The organism is Dyadobacter pollutisoli (genome assembly GCF_026625565.1).
GTDB classification, from domain to species: domain Bacteria; phylum Bacteroidota; class Bacteroidia; order Cytophagales; family Spirosomataceae; genus Dyadobacter; species Dyadobacter pollutisoli.
Genome location: NZ_CP112998.1, coordinates 7397865 through 7418024 on the forward strand (window position 1 = coordinate 7397865; position 20160 = coordinate 7418024).

General features: G+C 44.7%; 21 protein-coding genes. 12 read left to right on the forward strand and 9 right to left on the reverse strand.

Annotated features, from left to right (window positions below; all coding sequences use genetic code 11):
- Positions 1-52 precede the first annotated feature (52 nt).
- Entirely contained in the window at positions 53-511 is a 459-nt protein-coding gene (locus ON006_RS30730) for a hypothetical protein (protein ID WP_244822042.1), read from the reverse strand.
- A complete protein-coding gene (locus ON006_RS30735; protein ID WP_244822041.1) occupies positions 508-981 on the reverse strand; it encodes an RNA polymerase sigma factor in 474 nt (157 codons plus the stop codon). Before ON006_RS30735 ends, ON006_RS30730 begins: the two co-directional genes overlap by 4 nt.
- A gap of 248 nt (positions 982-1229) precedes the next feature.
- Between ON006_RS30735 and ON006_RS30740 the strand changes: the two genes are divergently transcribed.
- Complete coding sequence (locus ON006_RS30740) at positions 1230-1886, forward strand: HAD family hydrolase (protein ID WP_244822040.1); 657 nt, start codon at positions 1230-1232, stop codon at positions 1884-1886.
- A gap of 5 nt (positions 1887-1891) precedes the next feature.
- On the opposite strand, the gene ON006_RS30745 is transcribed toward ON006_RS30740, so the two are convergent.
- From ON006_RS30745 to ON006_RS30755, 3 genes are all read right to left on the reverse strand, one after another.
- A complete protein-coding gene (locus ON006_RS30745) occupies positions 1892-3547 on the reverse strand; it encodes a DUF8832 domain-containing protein (protein ID WP_244822039.1) in 1656 nt (551 codons plus the stop codon).
- Entirely contained in the window at positions 3544-4764 is a 1221-nt protein-coding gene (locus ON006_RS30750; protein ID WP_244822038.1) for a hypothetical protein, read from the reverse strand. Before ON006_RS30750 ends, ON006_RS30745 begins: the two co-directional genes overlap by 4 nt.
- A 132-nt stretch (positions 4765-4896) precedes the next feature.
- The gene (locus tag ON006_RS30755; RefSeq protein ID WP_244822037.1) at positions 4897-5529 is read right to left on the reverse strand and encodes a C40 family peptidase; all 633 of its coding nucleotides are present in this window, start codon (positions 5527-5529) and stop codon (positions 4897-4899) included.
- A 107-nt stretch (positions 5530-5636) separates the two neighbouring features.
- Between ON006_RS30755 and ON006_RS30760 the strand changes: the two genes are divergently transcribed.
- From ON006_RS30760 to ON006_RS30795, 8 genes are all read left to right on the forward strand, one after another.
- Entirely contained in the window at positions 5637-6248 is a 612-nt protein-coding gene (locus ON006_RS30760; RefSeq protein WP_244822036.1) for a fumarylacetoacetate hydrolase family protein, read from the forward strand.
- A 75-nt stretch (positions 6249-6323) separates the two neighbouring features.
- Positions 6324-8282: a M23 family metallopeptidase gene (locus tag ON006_RS30765; protein WP_244822035.1), complete on the forward strand. Its 1959-nt coding sequence runs from the start codon at positions 6324-6326 to the stop codon at positions 8280-8282.
- 4 nt (positions 8283-8286) lie between these two features.
- Entirely contained in the window at positions 8287-8745 is a 459-nt protein-coding gene (gene bcp, locus ON006_RS30770; protein ID WP_244822034.1) for a thioredoxin-dependent thiol peroxidase, read from the forward strand.
- A 105-nt stretch (positions 8746-8850) separates the two neighbouring features.
- Positions 8851-9708, forward strand: coding sequence for a transketolase (locus ON006_RS30775; protein WP_244822274.1), 858 nt, complete (start codon positions 8851-8853; stop codon positions 9706-9708).
- Positions 9709-9770: 62 nt separating this feature from the next.
- Positions 9771-10724, forward strand: a complete 954-nt coding sequence (locus tag ON006_RS30780; protein WP_244822033.1) for a transketolase family protein — start codon at positions 9771-9773, stop codon at positions 10722-10724.
- A gap of 205 nt (positions 10725-10929) precedes the next feature.
- Complete coding sequence (locus tag ON006_RS30785) at positions 10930-11472, forward strand: sigma-70 family RNA polymerase sigma factor (protein WP_244822032.1); 543 nt, start codon at positions 10930-10932, stop codon at positions 11470-11472.
- Positions 11473-11526: 54 nt separating this feature from the next.
- Positions 11527-11967, forward strand: a complete 441-nt coding sequence (locus ON006_RS30790; RefSeq protein WP_244822031.1) for a hypothetical protein — start codon at positions 11527-11529, stop codon at positions 11965-11967.
- Between the two features lie 19 nt (positions 11968-11986).
- Positions 11987-12445, forward strand: a complete 459-nt coding sequence (locus ON006_RS30795) for a hypothetical protein (RefSeq protein WP_244822030.1) — start codon at positions 11987-11989, stop codon at positions 12443-12445.
- A gap of 88 nt (positions 12446-12533) precedes the next feature.
- Here the strand turns inward: ON006_RS30795 and ON006_RS30800 are convergent, their stop codons facing one another.
- The 4 genes from ON006_RS30800 to hisB all read right to left on the reverse strand — a co-directional run bounded on the left by ON006_RS30800 (position 12534) and on the right by hisB (position 16687).
- Positions 12534-14111 (reverse strand): SulP family inorganic anion transporter, encoded by a 1578-nt coding sequence (locus ON006_RS30800; protein WP_244822029.1) that lies wholly within the window; start codon positions 14109-14111, stop codon positions 12534-12536.
- Positions 14112-14160: 49 nt separating this feature from the next.
- Positions 14161-14808, reverse strand: a complete 648-nt coding sequence (can, locus tag ON006_RS30805; protein WP_244822028.1) for a carbonate dehydratase — start codon at positions 14806-14808, stop codon at positions 14161-14163.
- Positions 14809-14919: 111 nt separating this feature from the next.
- Complete coding sequence (locus tag ON006_RS30810) at positions 14920-15219, reverse strand: hypothetical protein (protein WP_244822027.1); 300 nt, start codon at positions 15217-15219, stop codon at positions 14920-14922.
- Between the two features lie 343 nt (positions 15220-15562).
- Positions 15563-16687, reverse strand: coding sequence for a bifunctional histidinol-phosphatase/imidazoleglycerol-phosphate dehydratase HisB (gene hisB / locus ON006_RS30815; RefSeq protein ID WP_244822026.1), 1125 nt, complete (start codon positions 16685-16687; stop codon positions 15563-15565).
- A gap of 142 nt (positions 16688-16829) precedes the next feature.
- Here hisB and ON006_RS30820 point away from each other — a divergent pair, with 142 nt between their 5' ends.
- From ON006_RS30820 to ON006_RS30830, 3 genes are all read left to right on the forward strand, one after another.
- On the forward strand, positions 16830-17423 hold the full coding sequence (locus tag ON006_RS30820; protein WP_244822025.1) for a riboflavin synthase: 594 nt from the start codon (positions 16830-16832) through the stop codon (positions 17421-17423).
- Between the two features lie 70 nt (positions 17424-17493).
- Positions 17494-18291 (forward strand): PASTA domain-containing protein, encoded by a 798-nt coding sequence (locus ON006_RS30825; RefSeq protein ID WP_244822024.1) that lies wholly within the window; start codon positions 17494-17496, stop codon positions 18289-18291.
- Positions 18266-20134: a T9SS type A sorting domain-containing protein gene (locus tag ON006_RS30830; RefSeq protein WP_244822023.1), complete on the forward strand. Its 1869-nt coding sequence runs from the start codon at positions 18266-18268 to the stop codon at positions 20132-20134. Before ON006_RS30825 ends, ON006_RS30830 begins: the two co-directional genes overlap by 26 nt.
- Positions 20135-20160 lie beyond the last annotated feature (26 nt).

Genomic DNA, 20160 nt, shown 5'->3' on the forward strand with positions numbered 1-20160 from the left:
AAGCCGGACAAATCGCGAGATTCGTCCGGCTTTCTTATTGTTAAATTATTTGCTATTTGAGTTGCTGCTGCTGAATTTCCTGTTTGAGACGGAGAAGCTCTTCTTGCTGGCTTGCGGATTTGAAATAAAGATATAATCCGGCAATCAGGAAGATCTTGGAAAGGACAAATACGGCAATAAAAGCGGGGCGCCAATACTTGTGGACCTTAATGTGCGTATCATTGACCTCAACTTCTAAAAACCGCTTCGGGTCATCCTGAACAGTTTTGTTGAAATTATGCTTTTGTTTCCTTTCCGTCCTTAACTGAATGATTTCTCTAATAGCAACCGGTGGCGTGACAGATTCCTTGTTAAAGTAGCTCCTGATACTGTCTTCCAGATCCACAAGATGTGCAGAAATGTCCTGGTCGTATTCAGCCAGCTGCTTCACCTGCTCCTGCTCCTCGCTGCTGGCAAACCCCAGGGCATACGACTCCAAAATTCCACTTTGTATAAAATCCTGCTTGTTCACTGGGTGTTCAGATTAGCGTTGCGATAAGATTTAAAAAACTCATGAAAAGAACGAAGAACTTCTGATTTGGATATATTCAACTTTCGGGCAACTTCCTCCGGCGTGAAGCCCTGCCTGAAAGCCAGATCGAAAATCGCTTGTGGTGAAGCGTCTGAGTTGTGTATAAAATCATCTCCCACGGGTGCTATGGCCATTAATTTGCGTTTTGCTTCCACAGCCTTTGCCCTCGCCAGCTTGATCACGCAAACGGCAAAAGTGAATGGGTAACTATTGCAAGACAGTAATTGAGGCGATGAAAAAACACTTACCAATACTTCCTGGGCTAAATGTGGTTGCGGTATGATCTGTAAAATAATGCCATAAGCCATTGCTCCATACTGATCATATACTTCAAGAGAGGTGAGGGTGTTATTTGTCTTAGTAAGGGGTTGGCGGTCAACTCCACTGTTAATTCGTTCCAATTCATTCATACACTACCATTAATTAAAACAAAATTTTCAGGGTCAGGATGTGGTCGGAAAAGCTGTTGATTATTTCAAAACATAGAAATTCTTTCCGGTTGCGGTGTGAGTTGTTGTGGTAAATTTAATAGAATAACCTTAAAAATTGCCATTTACTCGGAAAAATTGCTGCTATGAACCTCCTTCCCTTGCATAATGCGTCCTGATTAGTCTCAAAGCATTTTTTCACCTATGAAGGTATTGCTTAACTTTGGCGCATGAAAGAAAAAATTGCAGTAATTTTTGACATGGATGGTGTTATTTGTCACACCAATCCCTTCCATTCCAAGGCCTTTCGTGCGTTTTTTTCAAAGCGTGACCTGGCTCCTACTGACGAAGAATTTGCGCAGCATATGTATGGAAAAAGCAATAGCTACATACTCAGTCATTTTTTGAAACGGGTGATTGAAGGCGAGGAGCTCTTGCAAATGGAAGACGAAAAGGAGAGCTTATTCCGGCAGATCTACGAACCTTACATTGATCCTATCTCGGGAATCGTTGAATTCATGCAAGATTTAAAAGCCAATGGAGTAGATCTGGGCGTAGCAACATCGGCTCCCCGGGCTAATCTTGAACTGATATTGAGCAAAGTGCTCATCAGGCCTATTCTGGGATCGATCCTGGCCAGTGAAAATGTAAAGAAACACAAGCCTGATCCGGAAGTATACCTCACTTCTGCCCAAAATCTGGGGGTAATGCCGGACCAATGCGTGGTTTTTGAAGACTCTTTCTCGGGAGTATCGGCTGCATTGAATGCCGGAATGCGAGTAGTAGGCGTCCTTAGCTCACATACCATTGAAGAACTACCTCCCTGCAATCTGTACATTGAAAATTACAGGGAGATGTCTTTCGAGAAAATAAAAGATTTGTTCTGAGGTAATTATAGCGTGGTCGGGTCGGTAACTTTCACATCAAAAACACCTGTCAGCACTTTCTCATTACGTTTTACTTGCAGGAAGATCCGGTAGCGGCCATCTTTGGGGAATGAGTAGGGGAATGAAATTCGGTTTCCGTGCTCCATACCCATTACTCCCGCCGCATTTGTTTCATACATTCCCATTTCGGTCATCAGGAATTGCTCCCTTTCCAGTACCGGCATCGCGTTCAGGCGGGCAAGGTGTTTATCGACACTGTCCCTGAAAATAGCGGGGGCGGGTCGTTTTGCAATTTTTGACGTGTCCGAAATTCGGTTTTTGAATGTTTGTTCCGCGGCCATAGCGAAGGTACCGGTCGGGTGCAGGTGAATGTATACCGAACCGTCGGAACGCACCACCGCGACGTGCCCTGTCATACCCAGGTATGGTTCAGGAATGCATGGGGTTCCGTCCGGATTGAAAATTTCGAAGTTGAGTAAATAGGGCTTTCCCGCTTCGAGCGGACGATCCGGTTTGCCTTCCCATACCGCGTATGAACCGTCCTTGAAAACTGTTTTCGTGCCTGGTTTTCCGCAAATGACCACATTCTCGTCCAATGGCACTTCGCCGGGCGAGTCTATCGGGTCGGTAACAACATAAGTATCTTCATAGGCGGTGACTTTCAGATTCTCCGATTTTAGATTTTGCGCAGGAATTTCCAGCGTATCGACAATGGTTTCGGCGAAGCCTGAATGTTGAACAATATCAGAGTAAACAATGTATCGGCCGGCTGGTAACTTAGGCAGGTAGGCCTCAAATGTGAGGCTGTCCTTTCGTTCGGGGTGAATGTGGGCAAATGCGTCCAGCCCCGGCATACGTACCAGAAATGTGTGCATGATCTTTCCGTGATCCGGAATCAAGAGGCTTAGCATACTACCTTTTCGCTGCTTCCGCCAGCTGGTAGTATCGATCTTTAATTGAAATTTATATTGATTGTCGTCTTTTAAAATCGCTGCATTGCCTTTCATTGGTTTGTAAAGCCATTCTTTATATTCCGACGCCCAGCTATCCCACCAGCTGCTTCCTCCATACAAAATCAATGAGCACGCCACGGTTGCAATGCCCATGTTCATCCATTTTTTTCGTTTTTGCCGGGGAGTAAGTACTTCGCCGGGTTTCAGGATTCCGTCGCTCACACTTGCGCCGATCGTTGTGATCATGAGTAGAAAAAGCAGTATTCCTAATATGCTAAGTCCGATACCTAGTTCCTTTGGCATAACCCTTTCGGCAGTGGAGACGGCGACAATAGGGATTATCAGCTCGCCTTTCCCTTTATCACCTTCAATTTGTATCTGTGCACTGGAAGAACCCCATTCCATTAACCAGACAAAACCTTTGAACTGACCTGGCTGGCCTGGTACTGGTATAAGTTCGTCGGGAGTAGGTGCGCCTTTGTCCCCGGAATAAAAATAAATGGGCCTTGCCACGATCTTCCTGGCATCACCGCTTTCAATAAAAACGGTAATCTGAGCTGTTCCGGGAATTACGTCGGGTGGCTGTACGCTCACCATGACCTTATAGGGCCCGGCCTGTCCCTGCATCTGAACGCCAGAACTTCCTATGTGCGCCTGCGCGATCTTTCCGACCAGCGTCAGCAGCAGTATCAATAACAGTTTTTTCATCGTTGAATTTTGTGCATCCAGTTGCCCCAGGCCAGGCCAATCCGGGTTGAAACTAATGTGGCCAGCAGTGCGATACCCAATCCTTTTAGCAGGACAGGTATGCTTTCTACCATCCACGGGCCGAATTTATAGCGATATTCCCAGTCGGGATTATTGCCGAAATACCAGTAGTGGCTGCCAAAGAACCAATTACGGGCGTATGGGGATTCCATTAGAAAACCGCCGAAAAACCATTGGACAACAAAGAAGACAATCAGAAAGGATGCGGCTAGTATTGGCGTCATTTGCCAGTCGTTCAAATGCCCGAAGCGATGACGAATGTAATCTACGGCAATTGCCGGAATGATAAGTAGTAGTGGAAACTGAAAGCCCTGATAATGGTCAATGTGGTTCAGGATCGGCCCTAATTTCGGTTCGGCGGGAAAGAGTGGAATAATCCAGAGTGTGGTGAGCATGAGCACCGTGTAAACTCCTGCTACTGCTGTGGTCGCCCATTTGTGTGACACTGCTTTGCCTACCGACATTAACAGTATTGGAAAAGCAGCGCCCGCGAATATGTAATAACTGGAACGGTGAACGCGCATACGTCCGAGTTCTTCCGATATTAATGTATACCAAATGGTCAGCAGGAAACCGGCAGACAATGCAAACAGCCAGAAGAGTGTTTTGTCGAGCGTTTTCTTTTTAATGTAATTAAGGCCTTCGAAAGCACGGATCTGGTTTTTGATAGCCACGACACAGATCATAGCTCCGAACTGGATTCCTATAATTCCGAGGATCAGCACGGTATGGGGAGGTGAAAGAATGGTCACGTCCAGTCCGTAAGTACTGTGCCACCAGTCGTCGAAAGGGGCAGACGTAAGCATAGACAATGCGCCCCATACACAGAATAACGAACCTAATGAGCTGTAAAAGAAGCCCCAGATCTTAACGCTCCGGCTTTTTTCAAGTGAATTTCCCCAAAACGTTTTACGCAAAATCTCAAAACCTGAAAAAAGCCCTGCTACGACTGCGCCGAGATAAATTACCAAATGCGGTGGAGACAGCAAGCCGTCACGGCCAATGCTCATGTGCCAGCAAATATCCCAGATAAGCCCGGTGATCACGCAAAAGGAGGCGAAAACCGTAGCAAATATATAGACCGGAATACCCGGGTTGCCTTGTAACGGCAGTACACGTCCGCTGATCGGCGGTGGAGGGCCTATTGTCGTTTCCATTATGTTGAGAAAGGATTAATATATTAATATACTGCCGATACTTCAAATCAGACAATCAATGTAAGCAAAACCCTTACGATGTATACTTGAAAATCTTTAAATGCGGCGATCCAGCCAATTTTTCCGGAGAAATTAGAGCTGTGAAAACGGGCGCATTGCTTTTACGAACCTGCCTTTGAAATAGGTAGAGAACAAATTGTCTTCCCTGACCCCGCGGGATGTGGAAGCGTGAATGAAGATAATTTCCTGCTGACTTCTCACGTCGGTTACAATTCCCGCATGCGAAACATATCCCTCCTTGCCAGCCTCGGGGACAAAAAACAGCCAGTCACCGGCGCGGATGTCTTCCAGCTTGCTTATCTCTTGGCCATATTCCGACTGCTGCCACGAAATACGGGGGACTTTGACGCCAATTTCGGAGTACACCGAGCAAATTAGCCCAGAGCAATCGATCCCGTTTTTGTCATTTCCTCCCGAGCGGTAGGGTGTGCCTGTATAAGTACGTGCGACCTGTATAACCTCAGGGATTTCCGAAGTAGTGGAATTTCCTGGTCTTGAATAGGTTGGTTTTGCAGCATGAGTCGCTTTCCGGGAAGGTGTTCTGGCCGGAGGGCGTTTTGCCGTTGTGGTGTTTCGCCTGCCCGAAGAGCGAGAGACGGAAGGTCTTTCCGGTGCTTTGCGGAACACTTCACAGGAAGACATCAGAATGGATAACGTAAGAGCGCAAATGATTTGAAAAAAGGGAATGGAAATTTGCTTCTTCATGCGTAAGCTTTCTGTTGATAACGATATTTGCTTCAAAAATAGTAAGAAAATCTTCCGTAGTTTTGTCCCCGACTTTCATCCTGTTTAAAATCTTATTTTTGCTTCGAATGAAAATTATTTGTGTAGGCCGGAATTATACTGAGCACATTGCTGAACTGAACAACGAAAAACCAGACGCACCAGTTATATTTTTGAAGCCGGAAACGGCACAGATCCGTGCAGGAGAACCGTTTTTTTATCCGGATTTTTCCAAAGACATTCACCACGAAGTAGAGCTGGTCGTCAAGATCAACAGGGTAGGGAAGAACATTGAAGAGCGGTTTGCACATAAGTATTATTCTGAGATCGGGGTTGGTATTGACTTCACTGCCCGCGATTTGCAGTCGGAATTAAAGAGCAAAGGCTTGCCCTGGGAATTGGCGAAAGCTTTTAACGGTTCTGCGCCAGTATCCGAATTTGTCCCGATATCCGATTTTGAGGACATTCAAAATATCAATTTCAGCCTGGACGTGAATGATGAAACGCGCCAGAGCGGGAATTCTTCCATGATGCTGTACCGCATCAACTACCTGATTTCATTTGTTTCCAAATATTTCATGCTTAAAAAAGGTGACCTGATATTCACCGGTACTCCCAAAGGTGTTTCCTCCGTAAAGATCGGGGATAAGCTTACGGCGTCCATTGAAGGCAAGAAGATGCTGGAATTATTCGTTAGGTAAACCGTACGCAACCGTACGCCTCATTCGCCGGTCAGGTCCCGCCAGGCAGGTCCGGCCCATTCATACACTTCTTTCATGCGATATTATTTCCGGGCGATAGTCCGTTCTGCTTTATTTATTTTGGGGTTAATGGTTTTTGGACAAGGAACATTTGCCCAAAAACAATCCTATACTAAAGGTTATTATCAATTCCCGATAAGACCGGGCCTGGCCAATTCACTGGCTGGCGGGCTGGGCGATCTGAGAAGCAATCACTTCCACGCTGGTCTCGACATTCGTACTCAGCAGAGAGAAGGATTACCTGTTTATGCCGCGGCCGAGGGTTATGTTTACAAAGTAGCGGTGCAGCGCAGCGGATATGGTAATGTCATTTATTTGCGTCATCCCAATGGACAGACAACTGTTTACGGACATTTGTTGAAATTCAGCGACCCGCTGGCCAGCTATGTCCGTGAAGAGCAATATAAAAAGCAAAGCTTCGAGATAGACATCTTTCCGGAACCCGGTAAATTTAATTTCAGGAAGGGAGAAATCATTGCATTATCGGGAAACACGGGCGGTTCTGCTGGTCCTCACTTGCATTTCGAGATCCGCGATTCGAAGGATAATTATTTGAATCCGCTGTACTTTGGTTTCAATGAGATCAAAGATATTACGGCGCCTAAATTCGTGAATCTGGCGGTGAGGCCGCTCGATATTAATGGACGGGTGAATGGACAGTTTGACAGAAAAGTGTACGCACCGGTTAGATTGAAAGACGGTTCATACAGGCTTCCTGCTCCGGTTTCTGCGACCGGAATCATCGGTTTCGACCTGGTAGCACACGATCAGATGACGGGTACCGGATTCCGCTACGGATTACAATGCATTGAGATCAAAATGGACGGGCGGGAAGTGTTTTCCTATAACATTGAAATCTTTCCAAATGCTTCTACCCGAGATTATAACAACCTGATCGACTACGAAACGGAACAGGAAACGGGACAGCGTTTTTTGAAATGTTATGTTCCCGACGGCAACAATTTTAATCTGTACAAAACAGATGCCTACAAAGGAAAGCTGAACATTACGGACACATTAAGCCATGAGGTAAGTATCAGAATCTCGGATTCTTACGAGAATGTCTCCGAACTTCTGTTCACCGTCAAAGGAGAACCGCAGAATCCGCCATTACCTGTTTATGATGTGGAAGTTAACCCGGAATCGGTACTTACGGATGTTCAGGAAAATACATTGGTTGTGAAGGCGAAATATTACCGCAGTTCCATTCCGTTTGCTACCTACTATGCACAAGGCAAAGAGATCAAAAAGAAACCTGATTTTTATGCCAACGAATCGGCCGTTTTTGTGACGGACCTTCGCGAGTACCGGCCCGATTCAGTCAGGATTGGTAACTCCACGGTAAAAACTTACCTGAGGAGCCAGATCTTTGCGGGCGTTGCATCAAATTATCAGGCCGATAACTGGTCTGTGGATTTTAAGCCTACCAGCTTGTTTGATACGCTGTTTCTAACTGGTGAGAGGAGTTTTAATGCACTCTACATCAATAACCGTGGCACGGCGCTCAATGACTACATTTCGGTAGCATTTACGCCCGACAAGATCCCGGAAAACAGAGAGCGGACACGTGTGTACCGATATCTGAACGGAGATTATCGGTTTGTGGGAGGAACCTGGGATGGCGACCAGATCAAATTTGAAACCCGGGAATTGGGGACATTCGTGATTCAGACAGACACGGTTCCGCCGAGGGTGCGGCTTGTAGAAAACAGCAAGAAAAGGATAAGAGGATTTGTGGGCGACGGCTTGTCAGGTATTGATCATTTTAGGGCCTTGGTAAACGGGCAATGGGTGCTGCTGAACTATGATTTTAAGAAAGGATATATCTGGTCGGAGAAGCTCGATGAAAACCAGTTGTTTGAAGGAGAACTCGTGCTGGAAGTGACGGATAGGGCCGGAAATAGTACTATCTTGCGAACAGAAATAGCGGAGCCGGTTGTTATCCCTAAGAAATCAAGAAAACGAAAAAGATAAGTTAATGGGACTTCAAGTCGGCGATAAAGCACCTGCCTTCACGGCAAAAGATCAGAATGGAAACGAAGTAAAGTTATCAGATTTCAAAGGAGAAAAAGTTATTCTGTACTTTTATCCAAAAGATAACACACCTACCTGTACTACCCAGGCCTGTAATCTTAGGGACAACTATCATTCGCTCCTGAAAAAAGGTTACAAAGTGTTGGGAGTGAGTGCTGACAATGAAAAATCACACTTGAAATTTATAAAAAAATTCAACCTCCCGTTTCCTTTGCTGGCGGACACTGAGCACGCCATCATAGAGGCTTACGGTGTTTGGGGAGAGAAGACATTATTCGGTCGTACTTATATGGGGGTACTCCGGACAACATTCGTCATTGATAAGAAAGGCGTTATTGAGGAAATTATCCAAAAAGTGGAATCTCAACGTCACTCTGATCAAATTCTTGGTAAAACTGAATAATAAATAGTCATTTAAGAATACTGAATAGCAGGACATTTACATCCGCAAAATGATCTGTTCGCTTGCTAACCAGATTAAGGACAGTCCAATAGAAAATCAATGAAAATGGAAATTGAACAATTAGAAAAAGTAGCTTCGCAAGTTCGGAGAGACATCGTACGGATGGTACATGGTTGTCAGTCGGGACACCCGGGAGGTTCCCTGGGTTGCACTGAATTGTTGGTGGCCTTATACTTCGAGCGTCTTAAACTGAAGGAGCAGGACGGTAAGCCGGTATTTGATATGGACGGAAAGGACGAAGATCTTTTCTTCTTGTCTAACGGGCACATTTCTCCGGTTTGGTACAGTGTTCTGTCACGCCGCGGGTATTTTCCAAAAGAAGAGATGGCGACTTTCCGTAAGCTGAATTCGCGTCTGCAGGGACACCCTACAACGCACGAGCATTTGGAAGGAATCCGTATCGCATCCGGCTCATTGGGCCAGGGTATGTCAGTAGCGATCGGTGCAGCTCTTGCCAAGAAGTTGAACAATGATAAAGGATTGGTATATGTCCTGATGGGCGATGGTGAGCAGCAGGAAGGCCAGGTTTGGGAGGCAGCTACATTCGCGCCACACCACCAGGTTGATAACCTTGTTGCGTTCATTGACCTTAACGGACAACAGATAGATGGTCCCACGGTGAAGGTAATGAACAACCTTGACCTCGGTAAAAAATACGAAGCTTTCGGATGGGAAGTAATTTCTATTGAAGAGGGTAACGACATGGCGGCTGTGGTAAAAGGCCTTTATGAAGCTAAAAGTAGACTGGGACACGGCAGACCTATCATGGTGTTGCTGCATACCGGTATGGGCTTTGGTGTTGATTTTATGATGGGAAGCCACAAATGGCATGGTGTAGCACCAAATGACGAGCAACTTGCCGCTGCATTGGCTCAGTTGGAAGAAACTTTGGGAGATTATTAATCAGTCAAACCGAAGGTTACTGACGACCTTGCCGGTTTCATAAAACAGAAATTAAGACGATAATGAAAAAATACACTTTCACTGAGAAGAAAGATACCCGTTCTGGCTTTGGTGCCGGAATGCACGTTCTGGGGCAGCAGAATCCTAACGTTGTAGCACTTTGTGCTGACCTTGTTGGTTCTCTGAAACTGGAACCATTTATCAAGGAAAATCCTGAGCGTTTCGTACAATGCGGTATTTCTGAGGCCAATATGATCGGTATCTCAGCTGGATTGACGATTGGCGGAAAAATTCCTTTTGCTACGACATTTGCGAACTTTGCAACTGGCCGTGTTTATGACCAGATCCGTCAGAGTGTTGCTTATTCCAATAAAAACGTGAAAATCTGTGCTTCACACGCAGGTTTGACATTGGGTGAAGATGGTGCAACACACCAGATCCTGGAAGACCTTGGTATGATGAAAATGTTGCCGGGAATGACTGTGATCAACCCTTGCGACTACAACCAGACTAAGGCTGCTACCATCGCCATCGCTGACTATGAAGGACCTGTGTACCTTCGTTTCGGACGTCCTGTGATTCCAGTATTTACGGATGCAGATCAGAAATTCGAGATCGGGAAAGCATGGATGGTCAACGAAGGAACCGATGTAAGTATTTTCGCAACAGGCCACATGGTTTGGGAGGCAATACAAGCTGGCGAAATCCTGGAAGCAGAAGGTATTAATGCTGAGATCATTAATATCCACACCATTAAGCCATTGGATGAAGAGGCGATCCTGAAATCAGTTGAAAAAACTGGTTGCGCGGTAACTGCCGAAGAGCATAACCGTCTGGGCGGGCTTGGGGACAGTGTTGCGCAGGTTTTGGTGAAAAACAAACTGGTTCCTCAGGAATATGTGGCAGTGAATGACAGCTTCGGAGAAAGCGGAACACCTGCACAGCTGATGGAAAAATACGGTTTGACTGCGAAAGACATTGTTGCAGCTGCGAAACGCGCGATTGCTAGAAAATAAGAACATACAGTTCTGCGAAGAACATTAGAATACATTGAGTCCTGTGGAAAGTAAAACATGGTTTTGCTCCCGCAGGACTCAAATTTTATTTGCCCTGAACCAAAAAATAAACTATTATTGACTTGCGTTGATTTCGGAAATCAGAGGCCGCCATCGTTTTTATGAAGTTTCCTCCGAAATAAACCATCAGGTTAGTACTGATTAAATGTCTGACGAAGAATTATTATCCCTTTTTGAAAATCCCGAAACGCGCCGGAACGCTTTCAATCAGTTGGTGCGCAAGTATCAGCAAAAAGTTTATTGGCTGGTCCGCAAGATGGTGGTGGATCACGACGATGCTAATGACATTACACAGGACGTATTCATAAAGGCATGGACTGCACTCGAAAATTTCCGTGGTGATGCAAAACTGTACACCTGGCTTTACCGGATTGCGAGTAATGAAGCCATTAATTTTCTGAACAAAAAGAGGAGAAAGTTCTTTATACCGATATATGACGTTGAAAATGAGCTGAGTGAGAAGCTGGAAGCTGATCCTGAACTCGGCGGCGATGTGATACAGCTCAAATTGCAAAAGGCATTATTAAAATTACCGGAAAAGCAAAGACTGGTTTTTAACCTGAAATACTTCGAAGAACTTCCTTATGAAGAGATTTCGGAGATCACAGGAACGTCGGTAGGGGCGCTAAAAGCTTCATATCATTGGGCTACAAAAAAAATTGAGGATTTTTTAAACGATACGGATTAAACTATTTGCAATTACTTTGGTCAAACATTTACAAGTCAGGAAATATAAATAATCATGGACAAAGAGCGGATAAGGTTGGATGATCTTAAAAGGGAAACGCCCTTTTCTGTACCCGAAGGCTATTTTGATAAACTACCTCAAATAATTCAATCGAGAATTCCTTCGGAGGCTGTGCGTAAGCCTGTTATAGGCTGGTCGTGGCAGAGGTCGGTAGGTTTGGTTTCGGCGATGGCGTTGATTTTGGTATTGGTGTGGGTTACCGTTCCGGAACGTCAGGGATCTTTGGGGCAGGAGCCATTGAGCGGAATCAGCAATGCGTCCATTATTGATTATCTGGAAGAGCAGAACATCAGCTATTACGATTTAAGCGAACATAAAGTAGTTCAGAAAGCATTCGATACGGATTCAACAGTATTATTTTATCTGGACGGCCTTGACGATGATGTACTTCGTCAACAAATACAGGAAACTGTCTCCGGATCAGAGACGATCTGACCCTAACAACATGAATCAAATGAACTTACAATTAATATCCCGAAAGTATCGTAACATTTTTGCCATCCTCCTGATTTCATTATGCGCCGTTACTTCAGCCAATGCGCAGCGGCGCTCAGAAGAAGAAATTAAAAGAATACAGGATGCCAAAGTGGCCATTATCACGAACCGCCTGAATCTTACTCCCGAGCAATCAACAGGTTTCTGGCCGGTTTATAACGAGTATTCACAAAAGAGACGAGATATTCATCGTGCGCAGAAAAAGATCATTAACGACAAGAAAGCCGAAGGGAAGACCGATGAGCAGGTTTTGAACAATCTCAAAGAAGTACAGGAGCTGAAACAGCAGGAACTGGATCTTGAAAAAGAGTATCAGAACAGATTTCTGAAAGTCATTACGGCCAGTCAGGTCGTAGAGTTATATAAAGCTGAAAGGACATTCAACGATATGCTGATCCAGCGTCTTAAACAGCGATAGAGCCCTAAAGGAATAGCAGACCACCTATTCGACTTATTACAAAATAGTTTTATCCCACAATCGATTCAACTCGATTGTGGGATTTTTATTAGTGTCCGCCAACCGCTTCGACGGCGTCAATTCCTTTGGTTTCTACGGTAATGTTTCTTAGCGGTGCCGAATGTTTCTTGAACTCCTGAATGATTTCCAGTACGTCGTAATCAATGTTCAGCGACTTGCTTCCGTCAATTATTACGGTAGCATTGTCGGGCAAGTGGTCCAGTGTGGCGCTGATACTGCCTTTGTTGAGGAAAGTAACCTCTTCAGATAAAATGAGCGTGATTACCTCACCGTCCCGATGTTCCTCCTTCACATAGTGGTAAGAATGTTTGGAGTTTTTACGGAGAATGAAATATATGGCTACCACCATTCCCACAGCAATACCTTTAAGCAAGTCGGTACTCAGAATGGCGATGATCGTGACAATAAACGGTATAAACTGTTCTTTACCGAGCCGATACATACCCTGGTAAAGTGAAAACTTGGACAGCTTGTAACCTACTACCAGTAATATCGCTGCCAGCGAGGCCAATGGAATAAAATTCAGAAATCTTGGAATAAAAACAGCAGACAGTAACAAGATAGTCCCATGCGTAATGGTGGAGAGCCGGGTCCTGCCGCCTGAGTCGATATTGGCTGAGCTTCTAACAATAACCTGTGTAATGGGCAACCCACCGATCAGGCCGGAGGTGATGTTACCAATTCCTTGGGCGATCAATTCGCGGTTAGTGGGCGTGTTGCGTTTGAAAGGATCGAGCTTGTCGGTTGCTTCTACAGACAGCAATGTTTCCAAACTGGCCACAATCGCCAGCGTTAATCCAATGGTGTAAACTTCCACTCTTGTAATTGCTGAGAAATCGGGTGTTTTGAAAAACCCGAAGAACTCCGACGCGTTCGTGGCAACAGGCAGCTGAACAAGGTGATCTCCTGACAATGTCCAGGCAGGAATGGTACCAGCGAATACGAGGTTAAGTACCACACCAAACATCACGACAAACAGTGCTCCCGGTACAAAGCGAAACAGCTGTATTTTCTTCATGAACGGCCTGTCGAACAGGATCAGCATGGCGAGTGATACTGCGGAAATAATAATTGCGCCGGTACTGCTGTATTTTACAGAATTATAAAGCTCGGTGAAAGTGTTCTGGCCGTCTTTCTGGTCGAATGCTTCATCGCCCATAAAGTCAGCGTCATATCCGAAAGCATGCGGTATCTCCTTTAAAATGAGTGTGATACCAATGGCTGCGAGCATACCTTTAATGACGGATGATGGGAAATAGTAACCGATAATACCGGCTTTCATAAATCCGGCAACTACCTGCAGAATCCCTGCGATTACCACAGCGAGGAGGAAAGCTTCAAAGCTTCCCAGCGTATCCAATGCATTCACGACGATTACCACCAACCCGGCGGCCGGGCCGGCCACGCCCAATGAAGAACCACTGAGCGAGCCAACTACAATTCCGCCGATCATGCCGGCGATGATTCCAGAGAAAAGCAGGTCGGATCTGCCAGTAGAGGCCAGGGCAATTCCAAGGCAAAGCGGTAATGCTACCAGATACACGACCAGTCCGGCGGGGAAATCGTATTTGATATTGGAAAATAAGTTATTCTTAGTCAATGACATACGATTGATTCTAATGGATCATTAATTGGTTTTATGTTACTTGTGGCGATCAGGCGACAACTGTCGCATCCAGGCGGTACACTTCTTCAACATCGGTATTATCATCAACGGTGACATTGAGATCATTGAGAATACCATTTTTGATATCGTATACGAGGCCATGTACCTGAATAAACTGGCCATTTGACCAGGCATTCTGAACGATAGACGTTTTTGCCAAGTCCCTAACCTGCTCTTGAACGTTCAATTCTACAAGTCGGTCGCTTCTTTTGCGGGGATCGGTAATAGCATTCAATTCCTGCTCGTGGAACCGGTAAACGTCTTTAATATGGCGCAGCCAGTTATCGATCAAACCCACCTGCTTATTACCCATTGCAGCATTTACCCCGCCACAGCCGTAATGTCCGCAAACGATGATGTGTTTCACTCCCAGTACATTCACCGAATAATCGAGTACGCTTAGCATGCTAATGTCGGTATGGATCACCATGTTGGCGATGTTACGATGTACAAAAATATCGCCGGGCTGTGTGCCGGTGATTTCGTTGGCTGGAACACGACTGTCGGAGCAGCCGATCCAAAGAAACTTGGGACTTTGTCCGTTGGCCAGGTTAGTGAAGAATTCTGGGTTTTCCTCGTTAGTTTTCGCTACCCACTTTTTATTGTTTTCGAACAATTGGTTATATGACTGGATCATGATTTCGGTAAAATTATTGAATAGGAGATATAAGAAAGCGCAGCGTTCGGGATGAATAATAATTCACCCGAAGAATGGCCATTCTTACAGAAATAATTTAAAAAAGGGAAATCAGATCAGTTCCGGTGGGGGAGAGAGAAGATTGTGAAATATCTCGGTACGGAAACTAACAGAGTAGGTAAACGAATTTTTGAGGGGAATCGACAAACAGAATTTATCGAAATATACGCTATTTGAAATCAACAACTGGTCGTCATTGATTTTCTCAACTTCTGTCTTTTCTTCATTATCGCAAGTGCCGGAATCGCAAACCACAGAGGACTTTTCCTTGGCCAGCAAAAGACTGGCAACATCTGTGGCTTTACAGATGAGGAAGGCCGTGAGCAATATGAGACAGAGACTTCTAAGCAAGGTATAAAAGGTATTTGCGAAACGATTTGGGAACACTCAACGCGTCTAAAACGTTCGGTAATGTGTAATTTATTATCCGGAACAGGTTAATTTTCTGTTAACTACTGAAACCGAAAGGCACAAAAAAAGGGTCGTTATTACACAACCCCTCGTAATTATTTTGTTTTCCAGGCCTTTTCATTGTTCTCCAGCCAACGTCCAACAAGGAACGCCGAACCCAGCAGAACGATATAAAAGACGATCATTACAATGGTCATTTCCATAAAATATTCAATTAATTCCTGACTTGACTTGAACAAAAATAACTAAAAATTGCCAATGGCAGCGTTTTCGTTTAATTTTTTTAAAGCACTCCTTTTGTCGAAGGCATAAAATCCAATGCTTTCAAATCTCTCCTGACTGCCATTTTAATTGCTTTTGCAAAGGCTTTGAAGATCGATTCAATTTTATGGTGCTCATTATCACCTTCTACTTTAATGTTCAGGTTAGACAATGACGTATCGGAGAAGGACTTGAAAAAATGAAAGAACATTTCAGTAGGCATTTCCCCGATTTTCTCTCTTTTAAATTCGGCGTCCCACACGATCCACGGACGTCCCGAGAAATCAATGGCCACCTGGGCGAGCGCTTCGTCCATAGGAAGCAAAAATCCATAACGACTAATGCCTCTTTTATCTCCTATCGCCTGGCGGTAAGCTTCGCCCAATGCAAGTGCCGTGTCTTCAATGGTGTGATGCTCATCAATGTGCAGGTCACCTTCGACATGAATGGAAAGATCAGCGCCGGAATGTCTTGCGAGCTGGTCCAGCATGTGGTCGAAAAAGCCCAGGCCGGTATGAATGTCGGAACGGCCACTTCCGTCGAGGTTAAGGTCAACTTTGATTTGTGTTTCCTTGGTGTTCCTTTCTACCGATGCGGTTCTGGATGGAAGTTTCAGATGTTCATAAATGGCATCCCAGTCATTGGAAACAAAGGAAGTAGTCGAACTCATCTTGTCTGAGATCCCTGCTTCCGGTAACGATGGCAAAAACAATATCGCTTTTGCACCCAGATTAACCGCCAGTTGAACGTCTGTCAGTCTGTCGCCGATCACATAACTATTGGCGAGGTCATATTCATCGGAAAAATAAGAAGTAAGCATTCCTATCCCCGGCTTGCGTGTCGGCAGATTGTCTTCGGGAAAGCTTCTGTCCACATATATTTCGGTGAAATGTACATTTTCACCGGCAAGCGTAGCGAGCATTTTATTTTGGGCGGGCCAGAATGTTGGTTCAGGGAAAGAATCTGTACCCAGTCCGTCCTGATTGGTCACCATGACCAGTTCATAATCAGTCTCTTCTGCGATCTTACGAAGATTTGAAATTGCTTTTGGCAAAAATTCCAGTTTTTCCAGTGAATCTACCTGAAAATCTGTGGGAGGTTCAACAATGATCGTTCCGTCACGATCGATGAATAGGACTTTTTTCATTAACTGATTATTAGGATTAGCAGATAAGAGTAGCACGCGGCCGATTCCCTTATTTTTGTGCAAAGTTCGCAAACTATGTGGAATTGAAAAGTTAGAGTACCCGGGAAATCGTAACTTTGTGTTTTAAAATTCGTCATTGATAATGTTTACAGGAATAGTTGAATCAACCGGAGAAGTATTAAAGATCGATATCGAGGGTACTAACCGGACTTTTACTTTGGCGTCGCCGCTCGCCAGAGAATTTAAAATTGACCAGAGTATCAATCATAATGGTGTTTGCCTCACAGTGGTTGCAGTGGAAGAAGATACCTATCAGGTTACCGCGATCGAAGAAACGCTGATCAAGACAAATCTGGGCTCATTAACCGTCGAAAGTAAGGTGAACCTGGAACGTTGTATGCCGGCAAATGGACGTTTCGACGGGCACATTGTGCAAGGGCACGTGGATCAGACAGGTATTTGTACCAATGTAGAAGAGAGGGATGGCAGCTGGCTTTTTGATTTTAAATATGATCCTTCAACCGGAAATTTAACGGTAGAAAAAGGTTCGATTTGTATCAATGGCGTGAGTCTTACCGTTTTTAACTCAACAGAGAATTCGTTCCGGGTGGCAATAATCCCCTATACTTACTCTTTTACTAATTTTCATTCGTTAAAAGCAGGTGATTCTGTCAACTTGGAATTCGATATTCTGGGTAAGTACATTAAAAGAATTCTTGGCTCATATACAGCTTAGTATATTGGCTTCTTGGAATATTACGTTTATTTTTACCCGTCTATAAAAATTTCGAGCATCAAGTACATTCATGGCCAAAATTAGTACACAATCCAGAACGGATCTTTTCATACATATCGGAATAATTGTCTCACTGCTTTTGGTTCTTTTCCTGGGATTCTTTTTTGTTTATCTGCCTTTTACTACCAATCACGGAGAGGCGATCACGGTCCCTGATCTGAAGAAAAAGAATGTGGAAGAACTGGAAGATTTTTTGGGAGACAGAGACCTGCGATATGAAGTGGATTGCACTTTTGTAACCAATGCACCTCCCCTGACCATTATATCTCAATATCCTTTACCGGGTTCGAAGGTAAAAGAGGGACGCAAAATATATGTGACAGTCGTTTCCCGCACTGCGCCTTTGATCAAAATGCCGAAACTGACGGATATGACGCACAGAAGTGCTCAAATGCTCCTTAAAAGTGTCGGACTGGAAGAAGGCAACATTTCCTATGTTCCCGATATGGCTCAAAATGCCGTATTGAAACAAATGTATAATGGTAAAGAAATTTTGCCGGGACAACCTGTTGCAAAAGGGTCAAAAATTGACCTTGAACTGGGAGAGGGGTTAGGTACTGCACAGTTTGAAGCGCCATCGGTGATAGGAATGCCATTGGATGAGGCGAAAATAGCCATTATCGGCGCAGGTTTGAAAGTAGGGCAGCAAATGGAGCTACCCGCCGAGGAAGGACAGGCGCCTGGCTCGGTAGTACGGCAAAATCCGGATGCAGGCAACAATGTTAGAATAGGGGACGTAATTGATCTTTGGGTAACGCCGCAGGCTGCGGAATCAACTGAGAATGAAAATATTCAACCGGAGCAGTAAAGTTTCTTTCATCAACAACACACGTATATCGCTAACCTGGATCTTTTTACTGTTTCAGTGTCAATTTCTTTATGCGCAGCTTACAGTTGTTCCTCTTGGAGAACATGTTTTTGAAGATGAAACAAGCGCTGAAACCGGTGATGGAAACCGTACCGGGGCATCGGTAAATCTTCCTTTTTTTGACGACTTCGCCACTACCAAAACATCCTCGCCCAGCATTAAATATTGGTTGCCAGGAAGCGGTGTTTACATCAATAATACGCTGACAGTTTCGCATCCTTCTCTGAATGTTGCGACTTTTGATGGCTTAAATGCGGGCGGAGCACCTTACAACCTGGTAAATCCATTGGCGCAAAATTTTACAGATACACTTACTTCACAGCCTATTAACCTGGCTGGCAAAACCGCGACGGATTCTGTTTATCTGAGTTTTTACTGGATGGCAAAAGGACTGGGAGAATTGCCTGACTCCAGTGATTTTCTACGGTTAGAGTTTTTTAGTAAAACCAATCAATGGGTTACAGTTTGGAACCAGGTTGGATATGAACTGGATACACTTTTTCACAACCAGTTTATCAAGGTAACTGATCCTTCGTATTTGCACGAGGCATTTCAGTTCAGGTTTCGGTCTTATGGCAGAAATTCCGGTTCTTATGATACCTGGCATCTTGACTATGTTTATCTGAATGCGAAACGGTCGGTAAAATCGCCGTACATTTTTGATGTTGCGATGCGGAAGGCCGTCACACCGTTTCTAAAAAAATATACGGCGATGCCTCTCAGGCAGTACAATGTCGACGCAAAATCCGCGACTGCCGATTCGATGAGCACTGACATTGTGAACCATTTCAATAACTTCAACATCCTCACGAGCACTGTTATCATCACCGATGAGGCGAAAGGCACTGAGTTTTTCCGGAATGTGCAGAGATCCATTTATGTTGAGTCGCTCAAATCAAAACGCCTTTCTGTCAGGCCAGCCCCGGTTACGACTGGTAACACTGGGGATAGTCTGAACCTCATTGCGAAGTTCTACGTGATAACTACCGATACGATCCCGAATGTGAACCTCAAAACGAATGACACCATTACTTCGCGGGTTGCATTAAGTGATTATTATGCATTTGATGACGGCAGCGCGGAATATGGCGTGCAGGTTAATCAGAAATTGGGCCGGGTGGCAGTTCAGTATATTCTTTCAAAGCCGGACACGATCGGCGGAGTGAGGATTGCGATGGTACCATTTAACAAAGACATTTCAGGGCAATCTTTTACGATTCAGATTTTTAATAATAAAAATGGTAAGCCTGATCAGCTTATCGCGCAACGCTCGGTAGGCGCCCGTTATCCTGGTAAGCGTAATGGTTTTATTGATTATGCATTCACTGCTCCGGTAGCGGTGCCTGATACTTTTTATGTAGGCTGGCTGCAAATCAATGAGCAACCTGTTACGGTGGGTTTTGACAGGAATTCAATGCTAGGAAAGAATGCAGTTTTTTACAATCTGGGGACAGAGTGGGCAAAGGAGATTACTTTGAAAGGCAGCATTATGATACGCCCTTATCTTGGGAAAAAGGCCCAGGGAATTATTACGGGTAATGAACCGGGCATTGAGGCAAAAACAAGATTTTACCCGAACCCAAACAAAGGGATCATCAATTGGGAAAGTATGTCTTTGAAGAAAATAGATGTTTATACCAATGGAGGTAGGGTAGTGCAGACGATCTTGCCCAAGCCGGGAGACAGGTCTGCGTCACTTGGCAACCTCACGGACGGCGTTTATATTTTAAATGCGACCGATGGGAAACGATCTTTTGTTCAAAAGATGTTAATTTTCAAATAAATCTAATCGTCACAAAAAATAAGCAT